This window comes from Pyxidicoccus fallax (genome assembly GCF_012933655.1).
Lineage (GTDB): Bacteria > Myxococcota > Myxococcia > Myxococcales > Myxococcaceae > Myxococcus > Myxococcus fallax.
Window position 1 is genome coordinate 14,168 of the sequence record NZ_JABBJJ010000096.1, and the last position, 23,035, is coordinate 37,202.

A 23,035-nucleotide genomic window follows, 5' to 3' on the forward strand; every position below is an offset into this window, starting at 1 on the left:
ATGACCTCCGCGCGCGCCGTGCTGCTTGCCGGACTGCTCCTGGCCGCCTCTTCCTGGGGCCGGGAGCCCAACCCCGCCCGGCCCCGGCCGCGCACTTCGCTCGGAGAGACGGCCTCCGTGCCGGACCTGCGCGCGGTGTACCCGGACTTCGACGACCGGAGCAGCACCGTGCGGGACGGCGCGCTCGAGGTCATCCAGGCCTTCGCGCGCCGGGTGCCCTCGCGGCCGGGCCTGCGCTTCGTGGCCATCCTGCTCAGCCCGCCGCATGAGCAGACGAGCGCGTACCACGCCAACGGCAACTACCGGCTGCAGGTGGCGCTGGTACGGGAGAAGCTCCCGCGCGCCGAGCTCGTGGCGAAGAGCGAGCCGGTGCCCCTCACCTGGGCCCAGGCTCCCCACTGGCAGCAGGCGCTCTCTCGCATCGATCTCGCGGCGTACCGGCTCTCGCCACGGGAGCGCGCCCTCGGCGTGCGGGTGAAGGCGGAGTACCTCCACAAGCTCGACTCCAGCAAGGCGGAGAAGCTCTTCCTCTTCCGCGAGGATGGCGCGCGCCTGCACCCCATCCTGGAGACGGGCGCGCTCGACTGCGACTGCTGCCCGGAGGAGTCCCCGAGCGACGCCTGCGACTGCTTCGACAAGCCCACGTGTCCCCGCCCCCGGGCCGAGGCCTTCTTCAAGATGGAGCCCGGTGACGGAGGCACCTTCGCGGACATCGTCCAGACGGTGGGAACGGTGCGGGTCCGCTGGCGCTTCGAGGACGGGCGTTACCACCGGCAGGGCGAAGACCCGCTACCGCTCTGAGCGAGCCCGGCGGAAGGCAGCCGCGCCCACTGCGTCGAGCAGGGAGACGCCGGTCATGGCCGCGGCCATGGCCACCTGCCTGGCGCCGGGCTGGCCGCGCAGCGCCGCGAGCCCCACGGCCAGCCGTGACGAGAGCACCGCCGAGGGCACGAGCCCGGGCACACGGGCGAGCGGACGCAAGACTCGGGGCGCGAGCGAGTCAGCGAGATACGGCGACAGCGTGACGATGTCCGCGCCGCGCTGGAGCCGCTTCCTCACGTGGCCGCCCAGCGTGTCCGGCAGCGGGTGCGCCGTGAGGGCTCCGGGCGCGAAGTGCACCGGGATGCGCGCGGCGAAAAGCCTCAGCCCGAGCACGCCGCAGTCTCCGCGGTGGAAGCCGCGCGGCCCGCCGTAGCGGAGCCGGGAGAAGACGTCGCGCCGGAAGGCCACGTTGTTCGCGTAGAAGTTCCGGACACAGCCCTCACCGAGCGGGCTGGGGAAGTAGGAGAAATCCACCGGCGTGAGCGCCTCGCCGAGCAGGCCCGCGCGGTAGACGGTGCGGCCCGCCACCACCTGGACCTCGGGCACGGCGAAGCGGGACACCAGCCGTTCCAGCCACATCGGCGCGGGCCAGCAGTCCGAGTCACCAAAGGCCACCACCTCCGCCGTCGTCGCGTCGAAGCCCCGGTCCTTGGAGCCGTAGTAGCCCGTGCCCTCCGGCACCTTCACGAAGGTGAGGCTCCGGCCCGCCGCCACCTCCAGCGTCCGGACCGCGCCCCCGGTCAGCCCCTCATGGGTGATGACCCACTCCGTCAGCCGGTTCATGCCAAAGGTCTGGTCGCGCAAGTGGCGCAGCAGTCGTGCGAGCGACGCGACCTCAACGTCCGCCGAGCCCGTACCCCGCAGGTTCTCCGTTTCGATGACCAGTGCGACGGAAGGCGCTGTCATGGTGTGACTCCTGTCTCGCGGTGTGGATGAGACTCTCGAAGGCGCGGACCCAGGACTCCTGGATGCGCGGCAGCTCGTCCTTGTGGTCGGAGCGCTTCGGAGACGCTCGGAGCTCATCGAGCCCACGCTCCAGCTCGCGGACGAACCCCGGTGCATCCACGCGGACCGGCACGCAGGGTGGGCGATCTCCGCCCTGGGAGACCTCGGCGACGTTCGACAGTTGCTCCGGCTGCGTGCCGAGCAGCGACAGCAGTGGCACCCCGAACGCGCGGGATTGCTCCAGCGCGGCCATGCCCGCGCCGCTGATGAACAGGTCGGCGGCATGGACCACCTCCGCGAGCCGCGCGTCACGTGCCCGCCAGCCCTGCCGTCCGCCGAAGGCCTCGCTCACCCCGTACAGCGCGACGCCTCGCGCGGCGAGGGCCCGCTCCAGCGTCTCGGCGATCTCCGGCGCCGAGTAGTGGGGATTCAGGTACACCGCCGCGAGCGGACGCGAGCCCACGCCCAGCGCCTCACGGACCTGCTCGCGGCTCCGAGAGGGAGTGGCGACGAGGGGACGCAGCCACCACGTGCGGTCACTGACGCACTCGGTGCCCAGCGTGTGGAAGATGCGTCCGAAGGCGCGGGTCATCGCGCCCCGGAGCGCCGCGCTCATGGCCCGCCGCAGCGGCCCGTTGGAGTCGGCCTCCAGCTGGGCCAGGGTGGTGTTCCAGATGTTCTCCCCGGTGACGTGGACGACGCGCATCCGCCGCTCCAGCGTGGCCGCCAGCAGCGCCGGATGGAGCGAGTCATTGACCACGAGGTCCGCGTCCCGCGCCCACGTTTCCAGGAGCCGGAGGTCGCGTCCGCAGCGGTCCGGCAGCAGGTAGCGCAGGAGCCGCGCGCGAGTCCGGCGCACGTCCAGGACATGGCGGTCTCCCAGCTCCAGCCGGAAGTGGGCCGAGATGAGCCGCGACGGACTGCCCAACGCGGCGAGGAACGCCTGCCCTTCCCGTGACGGTGTCACGAGCGAGACGTCGATACCCCGCGAGCCCAGGAGCGTGCGCAGCAGGTGCGCCCGCATGAGGTGCCCGCGCCCATCAGCCACCGCCAGGTAGAGGATGTGTCCGTCGTGCATGCCCCCAGGATGGACACCCACCACGAAGCGCGGATGGCCCCAAGGTGAAACGTCATCGCGAAGCATGTGAAACGTGCGTGAAAGGCAGGCCCACCACGAACGTGGCGCCCTCGCCCGGAGGAGAGCGCACCTCGATGCGCCCTCCATGCGCCTCCACCACCGCGCGAGCGAGCGCCAGCCCCAGCCCCGTGCCATGCCTGTCCCCCCGGCGCGTGAAGAACCGGTTGAACAGGCGCGGCAGGTCCGCCTCCGGAATCCCCGGCCCGCTGTCGGAGATGGCCACCTGCAACGACGCTGGCCCCGCGCTCACCGTGACTCGCACCCAGCCCTCTCGGCCCGCGAAGGACGCCGCGTTCTCCAGCAGACTCCGGAACGCCAGTTCCAACCGCTGCGGCACGCCCTGGATGACCAGCGCTCCCGGAGGCCGCGTCAGCTCGAACCGGACGCCCTCATGCCTCGGGTCATTCCGCAAGGCGCCGACGAGCCCCTCCAGGTGCGCGCCCACGTCCATCGGCTCGCGCTCCTCGTTTGGCAGGCCCGCCTCCGCGCGCGCCAGCTCCAGGAACTGCGTGACGAGCGAATCCAGGCGGACAGCACTCTGCTTCAGCGCCTCCGCCAGCCGCTCCTGTCGGGCCGGGTCCAGCGGGCCTGGCTCCGCCAGCCGCTCCGCGCAGGCGCGCACGGCGGCGACCGGGTTCTTGAACTCGTGCGCGAGGTCCGCGAGGAACGCCTCGTTGGTGCGCGTGCGCTCGGACAGTGCCGTCAGCACCGTGTTGAACGCCTCCGTCAGCTCTCCCAGCTCGCGAGGGCGCCCCATCGTCCGCCGGGGAGCCGCGGGCAGCGAGAGCGCCTTCGGTACCGCCTCCGTGGCACGGGCCAGCAGCTCGCTGCGCAGCGCCTCCACCGGCCGAACGAACGTGCGCACCGTCCACCACGCGAGCCCGATGCCCAGCGCCGCCGTGAACAGCAGCAGCTTCGCGAGCTGCCGCCGCGACTCGTACACCGCCTGGAGCGCCCGGCGCGAGCTGCCCTCCACCAGCACCACCCGCGGGCCCGCCACCTTCACCGCCGCCGCGCACAGGAAGAGGTTGCCGGGAATGGACGCCCGGCACGAGCCATCACGCCCGGACGCGAGCGCCTCCACCACCTCCGCGCGCTGCAAGGGCGGCCCGAAGTCCCGGTCCAGCCGCTCCAGCACGAAGACGCGCTCCGGGCCATAGAGGATGTCGCCCAGCACATGCCGGGGCCCCCGACCGATGAGCGCGTTCTCGTCCACCCGTGCCACGCCCTCGGAGTCCAATACCCGGATGCGCTGGTGGTGCTTGCGCGCGCGCCGGGCCGCCAGCTCGCGGGCCGCGTCCACGCCCCGGGTGGTGAGCGCCTCGCTCACGAGGGCCGCGCTCTCCTCGGTGTTCTCCCGGATGCGGTCACCGAACAGCGACTCGATGCCGCTGATGAACATCACCCCCAGCAGCGGAGTGAGGACCACCGCGAGCGCAATCTGGAAGGCCAGCCGCCGGAGCGTCGCGCGCCGAGCCATCACCCGTCCTTCCACCGGTAGCCCGCGCCGACGACGGTCTCGATGGAGTCGAACGCCGCGTCCACCGCCTCCAGCTTCCGCCGCAGCCTCCGCACATACGTGTCGATGATGCGGTCCACCACGATGGAGTCATCATCCCGCGTGAGCTGCAAGAGCTTCTCCCGCGAGAAGAGGATGCCCGGCCTGCGAGCGAGCGCCTCCAGGAGACGGAACTCCGTGACGGTGACGCGCACCGGCGTGCCCTGGTAGCGCGCCTCCAGCCGCTCCGCGTCCAGCTCCAGCGCTCCCTGCACCAGCCGTGTCCCCTTCGCGGCCCCGCCGCCCCGCAGCTCCTCCCGCCGCAGCAGGGCCGCCACGCGCGCCAGGAGCACGCGGGTGCTGAAGGGCTTGCTGATGTAGTCGTCTGCCCCCAGCTCCAGCCCCAGTGCCTCGTCGATTTCACTGTCCCGCGAGGTGAGGAGGATGAGCGGCGTCGTGTCCCCGGCGCCGCGCAGCTTGCGGCAGAGCGTGAAGCCGTCCACGCCCGGCATGTTGACGTCGCTCACGATGAGGTCCGGCGCCCGCTGCCGCAGCCGCTCCAGCCCCTCCGTGCCGTCCTTCGCGCGCGTCACGAGGTGGCCCGCGTCCTCGAAGGACAGGGAGAGCACGTCGAGCAACGCCACGTCGTCGTCGATGAGCAGCAGGTGCGCCATGTCCCAGGAAGCCTATGTCACGCGCCCCCAGGGAGCAGGGCATCCCCGCACGTTTCACACACGTTTCATCCCGGGTGCGCGCCCCATCCACACCGCCGGGCCACCTTCGCACCGTCATCCGAGGAGGGAACCCGTGCGCATCAGCCGAAGGCAGTTCGTCCTGGGCACCACCGCCGTGCTCACCGTCCCGTCCGTGGGCGGCGTCGCCCGAGCCCGGGGAGGCACCTGGGAGTTCGACGTGTCCCACGTGGACGTCACCCTGCCCGGCCTGGACCCGGCGCACCACGGCCTCCGGGTCGCCCAGCTGTCGGACCTCCACATCGGGCCGCTGACGCCGGACGGGCGCATCATCCACGCGGTCCGCACCCTGCAGCGCGAGCGGGTGGACCTCGCCGTCCTCACCGGCGACTACGTGACGCGAAAGGGCGACCCGCTGGAGCGCGTGCAGGAGCTGCTCACGGGCATCGGCGTGCCCGCCTTCGCCGTGCTCGGCAACCATGACCACTGGACGGCGCCGGAGTACCTGCGCCAGGGACTGGAGCGGGCCAACATCACCGTGCTCCAGAACGCGCACACGGTGACCTGGATTCGCGGCGCGCCGCTGACGGTGCTCGGCGTGGACGACGAGCGCAGCGGCCACGCGGACGTGGCGGCCACCTTCCGGTGCGCACCGACCTCCGGCTCGCGCCTGGTGCTCGCGCACACTCCCATCACCGCGGACGCACTGCCCCCGTCACAGGGGCTGCTGTGCCTGTCGGGCCACACGCACGGCGGGCAGATCTACGTCCGCAACATCACGGAGCGGCTGTACGCCGCCGCCAACTCGCCCTACCTGCGCGGCCGATACGACGTCGGCGGCAATGTGCTCTACGTCAACCGGGGCCTGGGCTACGGGCGCGGCGGCTGGAAGCAGCGCGTCGCGGCCGACCCGGAGCTGACCCTCTTCACGCTACGGCGTCCCGCCTGAGGTGTGCACACGTCCACCCTTCCGCCGGAGAAGGGCATCGTGCAAGGTTACGGGGTTCCCACCACAGAGCCCCCACCATGACTTCGGATGCTGGAGCGAAGCTGCTGCACGCAGTGCGCGAGCTGGCCCCCACCCTCACGGCGCGGAGCGCTGAAATCGAGAAGACGGGGCGACTCCCCGAGGACCTCGTCACCGCGCTCAGGGACGTCGGCTGCTACCGGATGTTCGTGCCGCGCAGCCATGGCGGCCTGGAGGTGGACCTCGTCACCGGGCTGGAGGCGCTCGCCGAGCTGGCCCGCGCGGACGGCTCCACCGGCTGGACGATGATGATTGCCTCGGAGAGCCCCCAGCTCTTCTCCCTCCTCCCCCGCGCGGAGTTCGACGCCATCTACGCGAAGGGCCCCGACGTCACCGGCGGCGGCGCCTTCAACGCCCAGGGCGTGGCCGTGCAGGTGGACGGCGGCTACCGCGTCACCGGCCACTGGACCTTCGCCACCAACTGCCAGCAGTCGGACTGGCTCTTCGGCAACTGCGTCGTGCTGGGCCCGGACGGCCAGCCCCGCCCCGGCCCCGGCGGACTGCCCGAGACGCGCGCCATGGTGGTACCCGCCAGCGAGGTGCGCATCGAGGAGCACTGGGACGTGCTCGGCATGCGCGGCACCGGCAGCCACGACATCCACATCGACACCTTCGTCCCCCAGCACCGCACCTTCGACATCTTCACCGGCATGCCCGCCGTGCCCGGCCCGTGCTTCACCGTGCCGGTGCTGCACTACGCGCTGCACATCGGCGCGGTGGCGGCCGGCATCGCCCAGGGCGCGGTGGATGACCTGCTCGTCCTGGCCCGCTCCGGCAAGCGCCGGCTGTACGCGCGCACCACCCTCATCGACTCTCCCGTGTTCCGCAACCGGCTCGGCCGCGCGGAGACGGGCGCCCGCGCCGCGCACGACACCCTGCGCCGCATGGGCGAGGTCTTCTGGGCGGCGTGCCTGGACTCTCCGGGCGCCGCCTTCGCGCTCGCCCCGCAGGTGTCCGCCACGCTGGCCTGGGTGGCGGAGACGGCCGCCGAGGTGGTGACGGCCTGCTACCATGCGGGCGGAGGGACGACCGTGCGCGACGGCACGTCCCTCCAGCGGCGCTTCCGCGACATCCACACCCTCACCCAGCACGCCGCCGTCGCGGAGGGCTGGTTCACCCAGGAGGGTAGCGCGCTGCTCGGCATCCCCGTGCTCTTCGAGGCGTAGCGCCCCATGTCCCTGTCCCCGCAGCGCAAGGTCGTCCTCGGGCTCCAGCACACGGTGGCCATGTTCGGCGCCACCGTGCTGGTGCCGCTGCTCACCGGCCTCAACCCGAGCGTGGCCCTGTTCGGCGCCGGGCTGGCCACGCTGCTCTTCCACGTCCTCACCGGCCTCGGCGTCCCCATCTTCCTGGGGAGCAGCTTCGCCTTCATCGCCCCCACCATCGCGGTGATGAAGGCGGAGGGCCCGGCCGCCACGGCGGGAGGCCTCGTCGCCGCGGGCGCCATGTACCTCGTCTTCTCCGCGCTGGTGAAGGCGGTGGGGGTGGCGCGCGTGCAGAAGGTCTTCCCGCCCATCGTCACCGGCCCCGTCATCATCGTCATCGGCCTGTCGCTGGCGAGCGTGGCCATCGACCAGGCGAAGAGCCACTGGGGGCTGGCGCTCGCCACGCTGCTGGCCGCCATCGTCGCCAGCGTCTTCGCGCGCGGCCTCTTCAAGATGATTCCCATCCTCATCGGCGTGGTGACGGGCTACCTCGTCGCGCTCGGGCTCGGCGCGGTGGACGCGGGCCGGCTCCAGGCCATCCGCGAGGCGGCGTGGGTGGGCCTGCCGCCCTTCCACGGCCCCTCGTTCTCCTGGTCCGCGGTGTTCATCATCGCCCCGGTGGCGCTCGTCACCTTCATCGAGCACATCGGCGACGTCATCGTGAACGGGCGCGTGGTGGGCAAGGACTTCCTGCGCTCGCCCGGCCTGCCGCGCACGCTGTTCGCGGACGGGCTCGCCAACATGGCCTCGGCGGTGCTGGGCGGCCCCGCGGCCACCACCTACGCGGAGAACACCGGCGTGCTCGCCGTCACCCGCGTGTATGACCCGGCCGTCATCCGCATCGCCGCCGGCTTCGCCATGCTCTTCGGCCTGTCACCCAAGCTGGCCGCCGTCTTCCAGAGCTTCCCCACCGGCGTGCTCGGTGGGGTGAGCATCCTGCTGTTCGGGATGATTGCCTCGGTGGGCATCCGCACCCTCTCCGAGGCCGCCATCGACTTCGCCCACAGCCGCAACCTCATCGTGGTGAGCCTCATCCTGGTGCTCGGCCTGGGCGGCGCGAAGTTCCCCGTGGCCCTGGGTGGCGTCCACTTCGAATTGCACGGCATGGCCCTGGCCGCCCTGGTGGGCGTCGTCGCCAACGCCCTGCTGCCGGCCCGGTTGAACCAGACGGAGCAGGACGCCAGCCCGCGCGAGTAGGGCCTACTTCTTCGCGGTGCCCCGCAGCTCCGCGCGGCGAATCTTGCCGCTCACCGTCTTGGGCAGCTCGGTGACGAACTCGATGTCGCGCGGGTACTTGTACGGCGCCGTGGTGTGCTTCACGTGCTCCTGCAGCTCCTTCGCGAGCGCGTCGGACGGCGCGTGCCCCGGCGCAAGCACGACGTAGGCCTTGATGCGCTGGCCAATCTTGTCGTCGGGCACGCCGATGACGGCGGACTCGGCCACGGCCGCGTGCTCCAGCAGCGCGGACTCCACCTCGAAGGGGCCCACCCGGTAGCCGGACGTCTTGATGACGTCGTCCGCGCGGCCCACGAACCAGAAGTAGCCTTCCGCGTCCCGCACCGCCCGGTCTCCCGTCACGTACCAGTCGCCCCGGCGGCAGGCGGCGTTGGCGCCGTCGTCATTGAGGTAGCCCTGGAACAGGCCCACCGGCCGCTCCGGCGCCACGCGTACGGCGATGTCTCCCTCCTGTCCGTCCGCCACCTCGCGCCCCTGGTCGTCGATGACGCCCACGGTGAAGCCCGGCGACGGCTTGCCCATGGAGCCCACGCGCGGCTCCACGCCCGGGTACATGCCCACCAGCACCACCGTCTCCGTCTGCCCGTAGCCCTCGCGGATGTGCAGGCCCGTGGCCGCCTTCCACGTGTCGATGACCTCGGGGTTGAGCGGCTCGCCCGCGCTCACCGTGTGCCGCAGCGAGGACAAGTCGAAGCCCTTCAAGTCCTGCAACACCATGGCCCGCCACGCGGTGGGCGGCGCGCAGAAGGTGGTGACGCGCTGGGACTCCAGAATCTTGAGGAGCTTCGCCGGCTCGAAGCGGCCCCGGAAGTCGTAGACGACGTTGCACGCGCCCTGGCTCCACGGCCCGAAGAGCTTGCCCCACGCGCACTTCGCCCAGCCGGTGTCGCTCAGCGTCAGGTGCCGGTCATCCGGCGTGAGGTCCAGCCAGTAGCGCCCGGTAATCACGTGCCCCAGGCCGTAGCTGGCCTGCGTGTGCAGCACCATCTTCGGCATGCCCGTGGTGCCGGACGTGAAGTAGATGAGCAGCGGGTCGTCCGCGCGCGTGGGCGCGAAGGTGCCCTCGTGCGCGCCCGTGCCCCCCGCCCCCGCCTCGTAGCGCACCCACGGCGACGGCGCGCCCTCGCCCACCGACACCCAGGTCTCCACCCGGCCCGTGCCGGCCAGGCCCTCGAAACGGTCCAGGCAGCTGACGTCCGCGATGACGGCGTTGGCCTCCGCGACCACCAGCCGGTAGCGGATGTCCTTGACGGTGAGCATGGGCGTGCCCGGCATGAAGACGATGCCGGCGCGGATGCAGCCCAGCACCAGGAACCACCACTCCGGCACGCGCGGCATCATGATGAAGACGCGGTCGCCCTTGCGCAGCCCCTGGCTGGCGAGGAATCCCGCCGCGTGCAGCGAGTGCCGCCGCACGTCCTCCCATGTGAAGCGCCGCTCGCGCCCCGCCTCGTCGGACCACAGGAGCGCCAGTCCCCGCGGGCGCTCACGGGCATGCCGGTCCACGACGTCGGCGGCGAAGTTGAAGTGCTCGGGGCGCTCCCACCGGAAGGCCCGGTACGTGGCCTCGTAGTCGGTCATGTTGCGAGGGGCGGAAGGGGGCATGAGTCGCTCCTGGGGTAGAGGGCCGTTGCCTTCCGAGCCTGCCACGCGACTCCAGGCCCCGAAACGAGAAGAGGCCCGTCCTCGCGGACAGGCCTCCTCGGATGCATCACTTCGCGTCAGGACGTCAGTTGATCTGCGTGCAGTTGAACAACCGCGTGTACGCCTCGCAGGTGCGCAGCGTGTTCAGGAGCAGCTGCTCCGCGCTGGCGCGGCCCCGCATGTCGTCGCTCCAGGCGCGCTCGCGGTCGGCCAGCAGCGTCAGCCACGGGTCTCTCGAGGCGTGGGCGAAGCGGGCGAGCGCCTTGAGCGCCTCGGCGTCCTTCGCCGCCGCGCCCGTGTGCACCAGCGCGCCGAAGTACAAGTCCCACTCCTGCGAGCGGCGCAGCGTGTCCAGCAGGCCCGGCGTCAAATCGCCGTTGAGCAGCTTCGCGTAGTCACCCGCCAGCGGGGCGCGCACCGCGAAGTCCCGCGCCGCGATGTCCTTCACGTAGTCCTGCAGCACCGAGCCGCCGCCCACGCGGTCCAGCTCCTTCGCCACCGGCGTCAGCGCCGTCACCGCCGCCGCCGAGGGGGCCGTGCGCACCGCCTCGTAGAAGGCCTCGCGCGCCAGCGCCGGCTGCCGCATCAGCTCCTTGAGGTCCGCCGTGCCCTGCGCCAGCCGCGTGCTCGCGTCGAGCACCTGCTTGCGCCACCTCGCCCCTTCCGTCTCCAGCGAGTCATGCAGGTCCGCCGCGCGCCCCTGCGCCTCCTGCCTCCAGCCCTCCTCCTGCTCCGGCAGCGCCGCCGCCTCGCGGAAGGACACCTCGGCCAGCCGCTTCAGCCCGCGGCCCTGCAGCGCCAGCCCCCGGTTCCACAGCGCCTGCGCATGCTTGGGCTCCCGGCGCAGCGCGCCGCCCAACAGGCCCAGCGCGTCCTCCCAACGGCCGCGGCTCATGGCCACCACCGCCAGGTCATTGTCCTTGTCCGCCGAGTCCGGCGCCCGCGTGAGGAAGGCCTCCGCCTGCTGCCAGTCCCCGCGCAGCGCGTACGCCGCGGCGATGCCCTGGAAGTCCTGCCGCTCCTCCAGCTCCGCCAGCGGCCGCAGCGGCAGCACCTCGGCCGTGTGCGTCGTGCCGCGCAGCGGGACGAAGGGCCGGAACCGGTCCGCCTTCGGGTGGCTCAGCCGCGCGTCCAGCTGCCGCTCGGTGGCGTTCGCCAGCCATACCTCGCCGGGCAGCTCCGGCTCCGCCTGAAAGTGGAACACCCCCACCGCCGCCAGCCCCGCCGCCAGCGCCACCGGCACCGCCGCCCGGTACGCCTGGTGCAGCCAGGGCCTCAGCGGCGTCACCTTCCGCGAGGCCTCGGCCTCCTCGACACCCGTGCCCTCCAGGGCCCGCGAGGCCAGCATCTCCAGCTGGAGCAAATCCCTCAGCCCGACCTCGCACTCCGCACAACGCGTCAGATGGTGACGGAAGGCCTCCGCTTCGGTAGCGGACAGCTCCCCGTCCACGAAGAGGTGCAGCTTGGTGCATGGCGTGTTCATGAGCTTCGTGCCCCCTGCTCCCGGGCCACCGCCACCTGGGGCAGCAGCAGTTCCTTCAAATCCCGGCGCGCCAGGGTGAGCCAACTGCCCACCGTGCCCACGGGAACGTTGAAATGCTCGGCGATGGCCGTGTAGCGCCTGCCCTCCGCGTGGAGCCGGTAGGCATCCCGCAGGTGGGGCTTCAACCGCTCGATGGCCTTCTGGAACTCGTCGGTGTTCACCAGCTCCCAGTTCTCCCGGGCGTCCTCCGACGACATCGCCTCGTCCTGCACCAGCGCCAGATGTGGGAGTCCCCGGACTTCCGTCCGCTGGCGGCGGCAGTAGTCCAGGAACCGGTTCGTCATGGTGGTACACAGCCAGGCCGCCGCCGCCGAGTCCGTCCGGTCCTTCAGATGGGCGAACTCCGGCATGGCCCGTTCGAATGTCTCCTGGACCAGGTCCTCCGGTTCCAGGCTCGAACGGGCACACAACCGGCGCGCCAGCCCCAGAAGGGCTGGACGATGCTGGCGGATGAACGCTTCGAAGCGCCGCCGCTCCCGGTTGAAGAGGTCTGCCATGATGCCCCACGCCTCTGCTGCTGGTGGTTTCCCACCAAAGACGCGCGACCGCCCAATCCTTGAGAAGAAAAATGCGGCGTCCTGGCAGGAAAATATCCGGGAGAGTGTAAAAACACCCTCACCGGGCGCAGATCACCCTGGATTACGGGGCGACAGCTGGGTCCGCCAGGGGCGGCGTGGCCGGCGTCGGCAGCGGCTGGCGCTTGCGCTGGAGCGTCACGTTGGTGGCGCAGTCCACGTAGTTGCTCTTCACGTTGGGCGCACCATCCACCGGGTCGAGGGCGTGGAGGGACTGGGAAGGGGTGGCACCGGTCGTCATGGCGCTCGCTCCTCATGCTGCGTACACGCAGCACACAAAGTTGGTAGGGAGTGGAAAGCTGAAGCGTGCGTGTCCTTACCATGCCGCCGTCCATTTCGTGAGAGGGCGCCGGTCGGGTTCGCCCGTGGAATCCAGGGAGTTCTTGATGAGCACGGATGAATCCCGACTCGCAACCGAGTGGCAGGTGTGGCTGGTGGAGAACCTGTCCCTGGGCGTGGGCGAGGAGGACGCGCGCCGGACGCTGATGGGGGCGGGGGTGGCGGAGGACGTGGCGCGCGCGGAGGTGGCCCGCGCGCTGGGCCACCCCTACTTCCAGGCGTGCCAGCGCCTGGGACGCCGGTATGCCTGGATGGAGTCCGTCATGGACGCCTACAGCTCGCTGCACCGGCAGGCCGGGCGGGACAGGGCGCTGGAGAAGCGCGAGGGGCTGTCCGCGGAGGAGTTCTTCACCCACTACTACTACGGGCACCGCCCGGTGGTGCTGAAGGGGATGATGGGGGACTGGCCCGCCCTGGGGCGCTGGTCGCTGTCGTACCTGGCCGAGCGCGCGGGGGCCGCCGAGGTAGAGGTGATGACGGGGCGCAACGCCAACCCGGACCATGCCCCGCAGGCGGAGAAGCACCGCACGCGGATGACATTCCGGGACTACCTGAAGATGGTGGCCTCGGGCGGCGAGACGAACGACTACTACATGGTGCCGCGCAACGAGAACTGGCAGCGCGACGGCCTCAGCCCGCTACGAGAGGACGTGCGCGCGCCCGCGGGCATCATCGACCCGGGCCTGCGCCCGGACATGATGACGCTGCTATTGGGCCCCGCGGGCACCGTCACCCCGCTGCACCACGACAACATGAACGTGCTCCTGGCCCAGGTGATGGGGCGCAAGCACGTGCGCATGGCGCCCTCCTTCCAGCGGCACCTCATGTACTCGCGCTACGGCACCTTCAGCCACGTGGACGCGGGGAAGCCGGACCTCGAGCGCTTCCCGCTGTACGGGGAGGCGAACGTGGTGGAGGCGGTGGTGGAGCCGGGGGAGCTGCTCTTCATCCCCGTGGGCTGGTGGCACTGGGTGCGCGCGCTGGACGTGAGCGCGTCCGTGACGTTCCACCACTTCCTCGTCCCCGGCGGCAACACGTACATGCCCGAGCCCGGCTAGGGGCCGGAGCGTCACTCACCCGTCTCGATGAGGAGGATGTGCCGCGTCCAGCTGGCGCGGGCGTCCTTCTCCAGCCACTTCACGCGCTCGTCGCGCAGGGCCACCGCGGGCGCGGCGCCCTCGCGGATGCGGCGGCGCACGCCGTCGAAGAAGCGGCCCGCCGCGTCGGGGATGTCCACCGTGGAGGCCAGCACCGCCCGCGCGCCCGCGTCGATGAAGGCGGCCGGCAGGCTGAAGGGCTCGTACGCGGCGGACGTGGTGGTGCGGCCCGCGCTGCACGCGGCGAGGAAGACCAGCGGCGAGCCGGACAGCTTCTGCTCGCGCACCGCGTCCGCGGTGAGGGCGTAGCGGCCATCCCCCTCCGGGGAGAGCACCACCAGCGACGAGTCGGAGATGGTGGGGTCCACGAGGCCGTGGGCGTGAATCTCGATTTCGGTGGCGGCGCGCATGCTGGCCAGCACGCGCGAGGGCGTGGCCTCCGAGCCCGTCAGCACCTGCATGGGCGTGGGCTCCGGGTCCGGCGGCGGCGTCCAGGCCGGCAGCCGGGGCAGCTGCAGCAGCGAGGGCGCCTCCACGCTGGAGACGACGAGCCGCTGCTGCGGGGCCGGCGCCGTGGCCTGGGCGGCCTGCGCGCGCGCGCCGCGACCCAGGCGGAAGCTCCAGGCAATCTCCGGGGGCAGGAGGTCCGTGCGGCCCAGCACCGGCGGCCAGGCGAACACGTCCACCCGCGCGCAGCCCTTGAGCACCTGCCGCAGCGAGTCCGGGATGAGGTGCGCCGAGCTGATGCGAGAGAAGCTCTCCTGCCGGCGGTCGTCGTAGTAGCCCCGCACCTGCCCCTCCGGCCCCTGCACGACGACGACGGTGCGCTCGCCGTGGACGGACAGCCCCATCGAGCAGCTCTTCGGGGCCGGCGTGTCGAGCTGCTCCACCATCAGCGCCAGCGCCCTGGGGAAGTCCCCCGCGCGGCCCGCCTCGGAGATGAGCGTGGAGTGGCTCAGCGCCCACGCCTCGCGCGCCAGCATGTCGCTGCGCGGCAGCTTCTTCGTCTCGTCAATCGTCTGCCGCAGGAGCGCCTCGCCCTTCGCGCGGTCCTGCTCCAGCATGAAGCGGCCCTCCAGGTAGCGGGCGTAGGAGATGTCCCCGGGCATCACGTAGACGCTCTTGTCGACGCCCGCCAGCGAGCGCTTCAAGAGCTCCGCGTCCCGCGGTCCCAGGCGGGTGCGGGCCAGCTCCACCACCGTGGCCGCGAACATCGGGTCCAGCTTCGCGTTCTGGCACGCGGCCGCCGCGTCCACCTCCCGGCGCGCGGCGTCCAGCTTCGCGTCCAGGTAGTAGATGTGGGCCAGGTTGGCGTGCGTCCAGTAGCAGTCGTTCATCCGCCCGCCGCGCGCGGCCCACTCCTCCACGTAGGCCCGGGCGCTGGCGAAGTCGTTGCGCGAGCGCGAGGCGTGCACCAGCGTCTCCAGCGCGGTGAACTCCAGGTTCCACTCGCGCAGCTGGCGCGCCCACGTCCACGCGGTGCGCGCGTGCTGCTCCGCCTCGCTGAGCCGCTGCAGGTCGATGTAGAGCATCGCCAGGCGCAGCTCCAGGTCCACGCAGCGCGCGGAGAACGCCCCCTCGCGGCAGCGCTGCAGCGCGGAGAAGATGCGCTGCTCGGCCTTCCACCACGTGCCCTCCGCCACCTCCTTGCGGGCCAGCTCGCGCTCCATGAGGAGGTTCAGCCACGGGTCCGGGTGCCGCCCCACCTCCGTGCGTGCCTCCTCCAGGTTGGGCCCGTGCGTGGCCTTCGTCAGCAGCAGCGTGCCCAGGAAGAGGTCGCCCTCGCCCAGGGAGCGGGCCTGCTGCCGCACGGCGTCCAGCCCGGTCATCTGCCCGCGCACCAGCTCGGCGTACCCCCTGGCCAGCGGGCCGCGGCGGGCGAAGTCGCGCGCCGCCACGCGCCGCACGTAGTCGCCGAGCGCGGAGCCGCCCTGGAGCCGATCCAACTCCTGCGCCAGCGGCAGCAGCGCCAGCGCGCGCTCCTTGGAAGGGGCCGCGCGCACCACCTCATAGAAGTGCTGCCGCACCACGCCCGGGTGCTGCCGCGCCAGCTCCAGGGGCAGCGGGGCCTTCTCGTCTCCCAACAGCGCCAGGGTGGCGTCACGCGCGCCCTGCCACTTCCGGGCGCGCTCCAGCGTCTCGTCCCGCAGGGTGAGCGCGTGCGCATGGGCCTCGCGGCCCCAGCCCGGCTCGTTCAGCGCGGCCACCTCCTCGTAGGTCTCCGCCGCCTTCATGGCCAGGCCCATCTCCTGGAGCACCAGCGCGCGGTTCCACAGCGCCTGCGGGTGCTTCGGGTGGATGGCCAGCACCGCGTCCAGGAGCCGCAGCGCCTTCTCGTGGGCGCCCCGCGCCAGGTGCACCGCGGCGAGGTCGGTGTCCCGGTTGGGGGACGCGGGCATCCGCTCCAGGAAGGAGGCCGCCTGGTTCCACTCGCCCTGCAGCGCGTAGGCGGCGGCGATGCCGCCCCAGTCCCCGGCCTCCTCCAGCCGGGCCAGCTCCTTCAGGGGAATGGGCTCGGGGGGCACGGGGCAGCCCCCGGACGACATGCGGGGCCGGTGACGGTCCGCCTCGGGGTGGGTGAGCCGGGCCTCGATGCGTGCCGCGGCGCGGCGCTCCGCCCAGAACTGGGGCGTGACGCCCTCGCCGCTCCCCTTCGACGGGCTCCGTGCGAGCAGCACGGTGAGCACGAGCACGGGCGTCGCCAGCGCCAGGATGAGAACCTTGTCGTACGCCGGCTTCACCATACTGCCCCCTCGGGCGCCACCCCCAAGCAGTCGCCCACCTGTCGCGTTCTACACCAACATGCCTCCGCCGCCGACCACACTCGGGGCGGGCGCCCAGGGCCTCCGGGGCGCGCGGACGTTCCGCACTCCACGGATTCCCTGTACGCCTGGGCACGCCTTCGTCCGGTTCCGGGACGTCTCCACCCTCCACTCCATCCCCTTCCGAGTCCCCTTCCCCCGCTGACGGGCCGCGCGACGCCGCGCGGTCAGGCCGGGAACCAGCCGGCCTGGAGTAGAGACGAACGGGGTCGGAATCCTTGAGTGGAACCCCCTACGCATCCCGCCGGAATCATTGCTTTCGAGGTGCTCGGGGCGGCAGCGGAAGCCGGGGCTCGCCGGGCTGGCAGCCCTCCGGCCGGCGAGCCGGGGGCACGACGGAGTGGGGCTTGGCAGGCGGGCGTCGGTGGGAAGCGCCGGGCCCTCCCGGATGTCCCATTGCGCCAACCCGGAACGAAAGGACCACAGTTGACGCATCTCCTCCGAATTGCCGCCCTGGTGCTGCTGCTTCCCACCATCGCGTCCGCGGACGTGAAGTGGAAGGGCGACTTCGAGACGGGAAACATCTCGCAGTGGACCCGCTCGCAGAGCGTCGCCAACAGCCGCCTCCAGGTGGTGACGGACGTCGTGCGCGAGGGGCGCTATGCGCTCAAGGCCACCGTGCGTCAGGGCGATGACCCCATCGGCGCCAGCGGCAACCGCAACGAGCTGCTCCACCTCACCCAGGAGAAGTCGGGCTCCACGTGGTTCTACAAGTGGAGCACGATGTTCCCGAAGAACTACCCCAGCTCGGACACCTGGCAGGTGGTCGTCCAGTGGCACCAGGAGGGCTGCTGCGGCTCGCCCCCGCTGGAGTTCTTCGTGCGCGGCGAGCAGCTGAACCTCCGCGTGGGTGGCGCCGACGGTGACATCGTGTGGCAGTCGCCCCTGAACCGCGGCGAGTGGCACGACTTCGTCCTGCAGGTGAAGTGGTCGTCCAACGCGAAGACGGGCTTCGTGCAGCTGTGGCACAACGGCAAGCTCGCGCTGCCCAAGACGTTCGGCGCCACGCAGTACGGCAAGGAGATGAACTACCTCAAGCTCGGCCTGTACCGCGACGACTCCATCCGCCCCGAGGCGTTCGTCTACCACGACGGCTTCACCATGGCCGACAAGCTGGAGGACGTGATGCCGCCCCCGCCCGCGCCGGTGGAGGAGCCCGCGCCGACGACGCCGCCCGTGGTGGCCACGCCGGAGCCCTCGCCCGCCGAGCCGGAAGTCCCTGGGGCGGAGGAGCCCGAGGCCCCCGAGGAAGAGGCCCCCGTCCTGGGCCACCAGCCGACCCCGGGCGTGATGCCCGGTGACGAGGCGCCCGGCGCGCAGGACAACGGCTCGCGCATGCCCGGCACCGCGCCCCAGGGCTGCGGCGCCTCGGCCACGGGAACGGGCGGAGTGCCGCTCGTCGCCGCCGGTGGCCTGCTCGCCATCGCCGCCCTGCTCCGCCGCCGGCGCAAGCCCGCCGTGGTGCTCGCCCGCTCGAAGCAGCGCTGAGCGGCGGCCGGTACCCCCTGAAGTCCCCGGGCGGGCCCATCCGAAGAGGGTGGGCCCGCCTGCTTTTTTCGCGGGAAAAAAATGCCGGCGGAAAATCCATGTCGATCTCCCGGATCCTGGTTCGTCGCCAGGTTGGAGGCGGTAAACAGCCTTCCCCAACCCTCAGGAGCCCAGACCATGGCGACCAAGATCTTCGTGAACCTTCCCGTGCAGTCCCTCGGCCGGTCCGTCGAGTTCTTCAAGCAGCTCGGCTACACGTTCAACGCCCAGTTCACGGACCAGAACGCCACGTGCATGGTCATCAGCGAGGACATCTACGTGATGTTGCTCGTGAAGGACTTCTTCAAGGGCTTCATCAAGAAGGAGATCGCGGACTCCACCAAGGTGACGGAGGCCATCATCTCCCTCTCCACGGACAGCCGGGCCGCCGTCGACGAGCACATGAAGAAGGCCCTGGCGGCGGGCGCCACGGAGACCAAGGAGCCCCAGGACATGGGCTTCATGTACCAGCGCGGCTTCCAGGACCTGGACGGCCACCAGTGGGAGATCTTCTGGATGGACCCCAAGAACGTCCAGTAGCCCGCTGGAAACGGCGACGGGCGGGCGGCTCCCGGAAAGAGGAGCAGCGCCCGCCCGCCGTGAGTCACCGCCCGGGCGTATGGGCTGGAACCTGCCGTCATTTCAACCGCGATGATTGCTCCCGGGCCTCCTGCGCACCTCCAGTTGCCTGCGGGTCTTCACCATCTCCTCGACGAGGACGCGCTCCTTTGGCAGTGCCGTCTGGTACTCGGCTGCAAGCACCTTGTTCGGAAGCCCCTCCAGCGCGTACTTCGCCACGGCGGTGTCCTTCTGGGCACAGAGGATAAGGCCGACGGGAGGATTCTCGCCGGGCAGCGTCCAGTGCTCGCGCGCGTAGTTGAGGTACAGGTGCATCTGCCCGGCGTCCGCGTGTGTGAACTTCCCCAGCTTCAAGTCGATGATGACGAGGCAGCGCAGCCGGCGGTGGAAGAAGAGCAGGTCTATCCGGTACCACTCGTCCCCCACCCTCAGGCGACGCTGCCGCCCCACGAAGGCGAAGTCACCACCAAGCTCCAGAAGGAATTCCTCCAGCTTCTCGATGAGCGCTGCCTCCAGTTCGCTCTCCGAGTACTCGTCCTTCAGGTCGAGGAACTCCAGGACATAGGGGTCCCTCAGCTCCTCTTCGAGAGACACCGCGTCTTCAGGCCGAGGCACAGCCCCCCGGGTGAGCATCGCCGCCTTGTTCCGCGATAGCGCGGTGCGCTCATAGAACTGGCTTCCAATCTGCCGATCCAACTGCCGGACGGACCAGCCGCCCCGCAGCGCCTCTGCCTCGTAGAAGCGCCGGGCCGCCGGGCTGCGCACCGACAGCAACCGGACGTAGTGGGACCAGGGGAGCGGAAAGGCGGCTTCCCCGAGGGCGCTTTCGGGGGGAGATAGTGCAGACACCGTCTGCACTTTTCGCTGAGCCCGCGAGGACCGGCGCCCCGCTGAGCCCATCAACGGCACCTCGCGGAAGGCCAGGTAGAACGCCCGCATCTGGAAGAGATTGCGGCGTCCGAAGCCCCGGCCGAACCGGGCCGTGAGGTCCCGGGCGAGCCGGTCCATCAGTTCTTCGCCATAGCCAGCGCGGGCGGCCCCGTGTTGCTCCTGCTCCACGATTCGGCGGCCCAAAGCCCAATAGGTGGCCGTCATGACAACATTGACCGAGCGAGAGGCGGCATGACGTGCGGCTTCGACCAGGCGCACGGCATCAGCCAGGACGGAGTCGTAACCGGGCTTCGAGAGTGCGCCTGTCGTCCGCTTGCGCGTCATGGGAGCAGGGTGGCCCGAGCGCAGCGCCCAGGCAAGGAGGACGCAGCCCGCGGCAGCCCCTCCCAAGTGTCGGCTGGAATCGACAACCACGTGCCGCGCCCCACCTGAATCTGAGCGGGGGCTCACCCGGGTGTCACGGGCCGGGGTGATGGACCGCGCCGGGGTCGGCGCGGATCGCGGCTCCTGCTCGATAGGGCCTGGACCGAGGCAGCCGCCCGCGTCAGTGCGCGCCTTCCACCTTCACGCCGGCGGCGGGCTTCTTCAGCAGGAACACCAGCACCAGCGACAGCGCGAAGATGGCGGTGAGCACGGTGAAGTTGGCGTTGAAGGCCCGCACCAGCGCCTGCCCGTTGATGCGCTGGCTGAGGATGCTGTAGGCGGCGGACAGCGGGTCCGCCACGCGCGCGCCGACGGCGGCCTTGAGCGAGGCGACCTGCTCCTGCGTCACCTGGCTGTACGGGTCCACGTGCGACGTCAGCGCGGTGTAGTTCACCTTCGTCGTCCGGTTGAGCGCGCTGCTCATCCACGCGGTGCCGATGGAGCCGCCCAGCTCGCGCGTCAGGTTGTAGAGGCCCGCCGCGTTGCCGCGCTGCTCCGGCCGCAGGTTGCTCAGCGCCATCACCGACAGCGGCACGAAAATCATGCCCAGCGAGCAGGCGCGGATGAACACCGGCAGGATGAGCGCGGCCTCGTCCGCCGTGGTGGACAGGTGACCGTTCACCCACAGCGACAGGCACATGCCCACGATGCCCGTGCCCACCAGCACCCGTCCGTCCATCTTCCCGCCGAAGCGGCCGATGAGCGGCATCAAGAGCAGCTGGATGAAGCTGCCCTTCAGGAAGATGAGCCCGATGTCGAGCGCCGAGTAGCGCATCACCGTGCCGCAGAAGAGGCTGAAGAGGAACGAGCCGGCGAACAGCGCCGTGCCGACGATGAGGTTGATGCCCGTGGCCGCCGTGTACGAGACATTGGCGAACACGCGCAAGTCCACCACCGGCTGCGGTGTCTCCAGCTCGTGCACCACGAAGGTGATGAGCGCCACCGCCGCCACCACCGCGAGCAGGGTGATTTCGAGGCTGTCGAACCAGTCCTTCCGCGTGCCCTCTTCCAGCACGAACTGGAGCGCGGCCATGCCCACCGCCAGCAGGGCGATGCCATACCGGTCCACCTTGTCCTGGGTGGGCGCGAAGTCCGGCTGGTCGATGTGGCGCCACGCCATGTACGCGGCGAACAGGCCCACCGGCAGGTTGATGAGGAAGATCCAATGCCAGCTCGCCGCCTCGATGAGCAGGCCGCCCACCGTGGGGCCCAACAGCGGCCCCGTCACCGCGCCCAGGCCGAACAGCGCGCCCGCCATGCCGTGCTCCTCGCGCGGGTAGCGGGCGAAGAGGATGGCCTGCGACGTGGGGATGATGGCGCCACCGCCCACGCCCTGGAGGATGCGGAAGACCACCAGCGAGGGCAGGTTCCACGCCAGACCGCACAGCAGGCTCGCCGCGGTGAACAGCAGGATGGAGCCGGTGAAGTAGCGCTTGAAGCCGAAGCGCCGCTGCAGCCAACCCGTCATGGGGATGACCACGACGTTGGCCATCATGTAGCCGGTGGACACCCAGGCAATCTGGTCCAGCGGCGTGCCAAAGCTGGCGCGGATGTCGCTGAGCGCCACGTTGACGATGGAGATGTCCAGCACGGACATCAGCGCCGCGGCCATGGCGGCGATGGTGATGCCGGCCTTGGAGCCGGTGATGGTGTCACTGCGCACGACTAGTTGCTCCGGGTATCCACCGTGACTTCCGCGCTCATGCCCGGGCGCAGCCGCACGTCCTTCGCGTCACTGTCCAGCCGGATGAGCACGGGGATGCGCTGCACCACCTTCACGAAGTTGCCGGAGGCGTTGTCCGGAGGCAGCAGCGCGAAGCGCGCGCCGCTGGCGCCAGCGAGGCTGTCCACATGGCCCTGGAACTCACGGCCGCCAAAGGCGTCCACCGTCAGCTCCACCTTCTGGCCGGGCTTCATCTCGCCGACCTGGTCCTCCTTGAAGTTGGCCACCACCCAGATGTCGTCCTGCGGCACCAGCGCCATCAGCGGGCGCTCGGGGCTGACCATCTGCCCGGCCTCCACCGTGCGGCGGCTCACCACGCCGGCCACCGGCGCGCGCACCTGCGCGTAGGAGAGATTGAGCTCCGCCAGCCGCAGCGCCGCCTGGGCCTGCTTCAGCCTCGCGTCCGCCAGCTTCACGGCCGCCTGCGCCGCCTGCACCTGCACCTGCACCGTCTCGGCCGCGGCCAGCTTGCCCTGCGCGGCCTCGAGGCCACCGGACGAGCCCTGCACGCCCGCCTCGGTGGACGTCAGCCGCGCGCGCGCCACGTCCAGCGCCGCCCGGGCCTGGTCATACCCGGCCTGCCGCGCGTCCAGGTCCGCCTGGGTGACGGCGCCCTCGGCCTTCAGCGTCTTCACGCGCGCCATGTCCGCCTCCGCCAGCTTGAAGCGGGCCTCGGCCGAGTCCACGTCCGCGCGCGCCTGCTCCAGCGCCGCCTTGGACGAGTGGATGCTGCTGGAGGCCTGCACCACGCCGCCGCGCGCCTGCCGCAGGTTGGCGCCGGCGTTGGTCTCCGTGAGGGCCAGCTGGGCCTGGGCGCTGGACAGCTGCGCCTCGGCGCTCAGCACGTCCGCACTCGCCACCTCCAGCTTCGCGGTGAGGTCGGACGTGTCCAGCTCCACCAGCACGTCGCCGGCCTTCACCTGCTGGTTGTCCGCCACCAGCACCTTCGCCACCTGGCCGGCGATGCGCGGCGACACGTTGGCGATGCGGCCCTCCACCTGCGCGTCGTCGGTGGACTCGTGGCCGTACGCCACCGCATAGCGCGCGCCTCCGCCCACCAGCGCCACGGCCAGCAGCGCCGGCAGCACCCGCTTCGCCCTGGAGGAGCGGGGCGCGGCGGCCGGCATCGTCACGGCCTTGGCGGGGACCTCGGTGTTGGGGACGTCCTGCTCGAGATTCACGGTCTGAGTGCTCATTTGAAATGCTCGAAAGTCTGACGGCTGATGATTTGGGGGCTAACCACCCGGCCCGACGAAGCCATCCGTGGGGACGGGGGAAGGAAGGCGGGGCGTGGGAAGGGTTCAGGGGT

General features: G+C 71.2%; 19 protein-coding genes. 7 read left to right on the top strand and 12 right to left on the bottom strand.

What is annotated here, in order from left to right:
* Positions 1-801 (top strand): hypothetical protein, encoded by an 801-nt coding sequence (locus HG543_RS21215; protein ID WP_169346641.1) that lies wholly within the window; start codon positions 1-3, stop codon positions 799-801.
* Here HG543_RS21215 and HG543_RS21220 read toward each other — a convergent pair.
* Genes HG543_RS21220 through HG543_RS21235 form a run of 4 tightly spaced genes read right to left on the bottom strand, consistent with a single transcriptional unit; the run spans position 790 to position 5,077 of the window.
* A complete protein-coding gene (locus HG543_RS21220) occupies positions 790-1,728 on the bottom strand; it encodes a glycosyltransferase family 2 protein (protein WP_169346642.1) in 939 nt (312 codons plus the stop codon). The two genes, HG543_RS21215 and HG543_RS21220, sit on opposite strands and share 12 nt — an antisense overlap.
* Entirely contained in the window at positions 1,658-2,845 is a 1,188-nt protein-coding gene (locus HG543_RS21225) for a glycosyltransferase family protein (protein WP_169346643.1), read from the bottom strand. The genes HG543_RS21220 and HG543_RS21225 overlap by 71 nt, the downstream gene beginning before the upstream one ends.
* Before the next feature lie 52 nt (positions 2,846-2,897).
* Positions 2,898-4,385, bottom strand: a complete 1,488-nt coding sequence (locus HG543_RS21230; RefSeq protein ID WP_169346644.1) for a sensor histidine kinase — start codon at positions 4,383-4,385, stop codon at positions 2,898-2,900.
* Positions 4,385-5,077 carry a response regulator transcription factor gene (locus tag HG543_RS21235; protein ID WP_169346645.1) on the bottom strand — a complete coding sequence of 231 codons (693 nt, stop codon included), beginning with the start codon at positions 5,075-5,077 and terminating at the stop codon, positions 4,385-4,387. The genes HG543_RS21230 and HG543_RS21235 overlap by 1 nt, the downstream gene beginning before the upstream one ends.
* A gap of 133 nt (positions 5,078-5,210) precedes the next feature.
* Here HG543_RS21235 and HG543_RS21240 point away from each other — a divergent pair, with 133 nt between their 5' ends.
* From HG543_RS21240 to HG543_RS21250, 3 genes are all read left to right on the top strand, one after another.
* A complete protein-coding gene (locus HG543_RS21240) occupies positions 5,211-6,044 on the top strand; it encodes a metallophosphoesterase (protein ID WP_169346646.1) in 834 nt (277 codons plus the stop codon).
* A gap of 77 nt (positions 6,045-6,121) precedes the next feature.
* Positions 6,122-7,288 (top strand): acyl-CoA dehydrogenase family protein, encoded by a 1,167-nt coding sequence (locus tag HG543_RS21245; protein ID WP_169346647.1) that lies wholly within the window; start codon positions 6,122-6,124, stop codon positions 7,286-7,288.
* Positions 7,289-7,294: 6 nt separating this feature from the next.
* The gene (locus HG543_RS21250) at positions 7,295-8,524 is read left to right on the top strand and encodes a uracil-xanthine permease family protein (protein ID WP_171818796.1); all 1,230 of its coding nucleotides are present in this window, start codon (positions 7,295-7,297) and stop codon (positions 8,522-8,524) included.
* A gap of 3 nt (positions 8,525-8,527) precedes the next feature.
* Here HG543_RS21250 and HG543_RS21255 read toward each other — a convergent pair whose 3' ends face one another.
* The 4 genes from HG543_RS21255 to HG543_RS21270 form a co-directional block, all read right to left on the bottom strand.
* Complete coding sequence (locus HG543_RS21255; RefSeq protein ID WP_211194072.1) at positions 8,528-10,168, bottom strand: acetate--CoA ligase; 1,641 nt, start codon at positions 10,166-10,168, stop codon at positions 8,528-8,530.
* A gap of 124 nt (positions 10,169-10,292) precedes the next feature.
* Positions 10,293-11,690, bottom strand: coding sequence for a zf-HC2 domain-containing protein (locus HG543_RS21260; RefSeq protein ID WP_169346648.1), 1,398 nt, complete (start codon positions 11,688-11,690; stop codon positions 10,293-10,295).
* A complete protein-coding gene (locus HG543_RS21265; RefSeq protein WP_169346649.1) occupies positions 11,687-12,247 on the bottom strand; it encodes an RNA polymerase sigma factor in 561 nt (186 codons plus the stop codon). Before HG543_RS21265 ends, HG543_RS21260 begins: the two co-directional genes overlap by 4 nt.
* 142 nt (positions 12,248-12,389) lie before the next feature.
* Positions 12,390-12,566 (bottom strand): hypothetical protein, encoded by a 177-nt coding sequence (locus HG543_RS21270; RefSeq protein ID WP_169346629.1) that lies wholly within the window; start codon positions 12,564-12,566, stop codon positions 12,390-12,392.
* Positions 12,567-12,711: 145 nt separating this feature from the next.
* Here HG543_RS21270 and HG543_RS21275 point away from each other — a divergent pair, with 145 nt between their 5' ends.
* The gene (locus HG543_RS21275; RefSeq protein WP_169346650.1) at positions 12,712-13,722 is read left to right on the top strand and encodes a cupin-like domain-containing protein; all 1,011 of its coding nucleotides are present in this window, start codon (positions 12,712-12,714) and stop codon (positions 13,720-13,722) included.
* Between the two features lie 11 nt (positions 13,723-13,733).
* On the opposite strand, the gene HG543_RS21280 is transcribed toward HG543_RS21275, so the two are convergent.
* Positions 13,734-16,505 (bottom strand): CHAT domain-containing protein, encoded by a 2,772-nt coding sequence (locus tag HG543_RS21280; protein ID WP_169346651.1) that lies wholly within the window; start codon positions 16,503-16,505, stop codon positions 13,734-13,736.
* 504 nt (positions 16,506-17,009) lie between these two features.
* Between HG543_RS21280 and HG543_RS21285 the strand changes: the two genes are divergently transcribed.
* Entirely contained in the window at positions 17,010-18,071 is a 1,062-nt protein-coding gene (locus HG543_RS21285; protein WP_169346652.1) for a polysaccharide lyase family 20 protein, read from the top strand.
* Between the two features lie 177 nt (positions 18,072-18,248).
* On the top strand, positions 18,249-18,650 hold the full coding sequence (locus HG543_RS21290) for a VOC family protein (protein WP_169346653.1): 402 nt from the start codon (positions 18,249-18,251) through the stop codon (positions 18,648-18,650).
* Between the two features lie 102 nt (positions 18,651-18,752).
* On the opposite strand, the gene HG543_RS21295 is transcribed toward HG543_RS21290, so the two are convergent.
* From HG543_RS21295 to HG543_RS21305, 3 genes are all read right to left on the bottom strand, one after another.
* Positions 18,753-19,904: a PDDEXK nuclease domain-containing protein gene (locus tag HG543_RS21295; RefSeq protein WP_169346654.1), complete on the bottom strand. Its 1,152-nt coding sequence runs from the start codon at positions 19,902-19,904 to the stop codon at positions 18,753-18,755.
* Positions 19,905-20,124: 220 nt separating this feature from the next.
* Entirely contained in the window at positions 20,125-21,666 is a 1,542-nt protein-coding gene (locus HG543_RS21300) for a DHA2 family efflux MFS transporter permease subunit (protein ID WP_169346655.1), read from the bottom strand.
* A 2-nt stretch (positions 21,667-21,668) separates the two neighbouring features.
* Positions 21,669-22,922, bottom strand: a complete 1,254-nt coding sequence (locus HG543_RS21305) for an HlyD family secretion protein (protein ID WP_171818449.1) — start codon at positions 22,920-22,922, stop codon at positions 21,669-21,671.
* Between the last annotated feature and the right edge of the window lie 113 nt (positions 22,923-23,035).